This is a genomic window from uncultured Gordonia sp., assembly GCF_937858515.1.
Taxonomy (GTDB): Bacteria; Actinomycetota; Actinomycetes; order Mycobacteriales; family Mycobacteriaceae; genus Gordonia.
This window is the reverse complement of the sequence record NZ_CALLZT010000191.1, coordinates 1-2,897: the sequence shown is the minus strand read 5'-3', so window position 1 is coordinate 2,897 and position 2,897 is coordinate 1. Positions and strand designations below refer to the sequence as shown.

Annotated in this window: 3 protein-coding genes; all 3 read left to right on the top strand. The window is 66.7% G+C overall.

The window, feature by feature from the left end:
- Positions 1–188 precede the first annotated feature (188 nt).
- Positions 189–1,280: a hypothetical protein gene (locus tag Q0627_RS18545; RefSeq protein ID WP_291015877.1), complete on the top strand. Its 1,092-nt coding sequence runs from the start codon at positions 189–191 to the stop codon at positions 1,278–1,280.
- A gap of 108 nt (positions 1,281–1,388) precedes the next feature.
- Entirely contained in the window at positions 1,389–2,270 is an 882-nt protein-coding gene (locus tag Q0627_RS18540) for a DMT family transporter (RefSeq protein WP_291015875.1), read from the top strand.
- Positions 2,271–2,395: 125 nt separating this feature from the next.
- Positions 2,396–2,897 (top strand): GNAT family N-acetyltransferase (locus Q0627_RS18535; protein ID WP_298811860.1); only part of this gene is annotated, 502 nt, incomplete at its 3' end.

Sequence of the window (2,897 nt, the reverse complement as noted above, 5' to 3'; positions counted from 1 at the left end):
TACCCACCTGGACCAGCACCCAGGACAACTGTTTGGAAGTGTTCAGACACGCCCCTACCCTACGTCCGTCGCCTTCGGTGGCGCAGGAGTCCCGCGTACTCGGTAGTAGCTTCTTTCCGCACCCGGCGAAGTTGTGACATCGGCGGGCGGGCGGGGCATCGGCAGGCGAGTGCAGGTAGTTTGTTGTGGTGCCCCTGCACTCGGACGACCTCGACTGGATCCGCGGCCACTCGCTGCGTTTTCTCGCCGACCACGGGATCGAGGCCGTCGCCGACGACGCGTCGGATCTGTGTTGCGCCGACGGCACGGTGTACCGGTTCGAGGAGATCGTCCGGCTGTGCGCCTCGACGTCACGCGGCAACTGGGCACAGGCGATCAGCGGTCACCTCGACGCGCTCCTGGCCGTCCGGTCCGAGCCCCGCGTCGACGAGATGACCGCAGCCGAGCTCGAAACCCAGGTCAGGGCGCGTGTGCTGCCTACCGCGAGCATCACCGCATCGACCACCGACCTGTCGTACGCGCGGCCCCTCACCGACGATCTGTGCGTCGTGCTGTGCGTCGAACGTCATCGGGCGTCGTACCCCGGCCGCGCCACGCGGATAGGTTTCCGGCCACCCGGCACCATGGCGGACGACGCACCGACCACCCGGTTCGCACCGTTGACCAAGCCCGGTTCGTCGGCGAAGGCGGTACTCGTCGACGAACCCCGCACCGACCGGTTCCCGGCCGCGCACGCCATCCCCACCAATCCGTTCCGGGTCATCTCGCTCACCGCCACACCCGACGATCACGACGACGTGATGTACCTCGACGCCGCGCAGGTGGCCGCGGGAGGCGCCGATCGGCTGTTCGCCATCGGCACCAAGAACACCGACGCCGAACCCCTCGACCGGATCGCCACCTCCACCGACAAGTCGCTCAAGGCGCTCGGCGGAGCGTCGGTGTTCGTCGCGTCGAGAATCCTGACGATGCGCTCGCTGATCGCGCACGTCTACTGCGGAAAATCAGCCCACCACGGGGTGATCTTCGGCATCCCCGACCGGCACCGGATCTTCATGCACCGCATCTCCAACCCCTCGGCGGTCGCGGCGATCAACGAACTCGCCTCGATCACCGCCCAGCACCACGAGAACACCACCGACGGCGTCTCCCCGAACATCTATCACTGGTACCGCGACCGGATCACCCGCATCTCCCGGACCGAGTCCACCGAACAAAAGCTGTCCATCACCATCACTCCCGGCCCCACCCTCACCGACATCCTCAACGCTCTGACGTGAGCTCCCCCGCACCTCGACCGTGAGACGACATTCTCCGGATATTCCCTCCCGTGAAAGCGCGGTTGCAATCGAGTCGTCAGGACAATGCGGCGCGGTAGCGTGCGACTGGTGAAGCTGCACGAATCGGCGACGTTGTCGGTGTTTGCGGCGGCTGTCTTGTGGGGGAGCACGGGGTTGGCTGCGGCGTATGCGCCGACGGTGAGTCCGCTGGTGATCGGGGCGGTCGCCATGGGCGGGGGCGGACTGCTGCAGGCGATCGTCAATGCCAGGGTCTTGCTCTGGCACCGAGATACGTTGACGCGCAGCGTCGGTGTCATCGCATTCGGGGCGGTGTGTGTCGCGATCTATCCGTTGGCGTTCTATACGTCGATGCGGGTGGGTGGCGTTGCACTGGGAACGGTGGTGTCGTTGGCATCGGCGCCGATGGCCTCGGCGATCATTGAACGCGTACTCGACGAGCGGGCACTGACCGTGCGGTGGATGATCGCGTGCGCAGTCGGTGTCGTGGGCAGCGCCGCGCTGTGCATGACGGACGGTGACGGAGCAGCGGCGTCATCGGTGCCTGCGGGTGTCGCATTGGGTTTGGTCGCCGGTGCCACATATGCCGGATATTCGTGGGCGTTGCGCCGCATCATCAACCGCCGCATTCCTCGTGGTGCCGCGGCCGGCGCCGTGCTGGGTGCCGGTGGGGTGCTGCTCACACCGATCGCCACCGCCGGACTCATTGTCACCGACAGCATTCCCGCCGACGCCTGGCTGGTGCTCGCGTACCTCGCACTGGTGCCGATGTTCGTCGGTTACGTACTGTTCAGCCGTGGACTGGCCGGGATCGACGCCACCACCGCCACCACCGTCACCCTCGTCGAACCCGCCGTCGCGACAGTGCTGGCCGTGCTGATCCTCGACGAACACCTCGGGCTCATCGGCTGGTCCGGGATGGCGCTGCTCGGGCTGGCGTTGCTCATCCTCGTCGCGCCCGGGCGGCGATAGGCGGCCGCGAATCACTGGTGTGAACAGCGGCAGCAGCGCCGCCGTATTTCCTTTGATCGCCAACCGCAGGTACTTGTGCCCGAAACCGGACAGTTGCTGACCGCGTTATGCGGAACAGTGGGGGCATGGAGATACGACCGGCATCGAACTTCGACGACGTCCGCACCCTGGTGGGACCCAAACGGCCCGACGCCAACGTGTGCTGGTGCCTCAGTTACCGGATCCCGTCGAAACAGAACCTCGCGATGCGCGGACTCGAACGCGGCGAGTTCGTGCGTGACCTGTGCAGCCGGCAGACCGCGCCCGGGGTCCTCGCCTACGACGGCGGCGACGTCGTCGGGTGGGCCGCCGTCGCACCCCGCGCGGACACCACCTTCGCCCGAAACCGCAAGATCCCCCACATCGATGACCAGCCCGTGTGGTCGCTGTGGTGCGTACGGGTGCGGCCCGGCTTCCGCAAACGCGGCATAGCCGCACCGCTGATCGCCGGCGCCGTCGACTTCGCCCGCGACCACGGCGCCCCTGTCATCGAGGCCTACCCCGTCGACAACGGCAACGACCGCGTCAACATGACCATGGCCTACGTCGGAACCCGAAAGATGTTCGAACAAGCCGGATTCGAGAAAG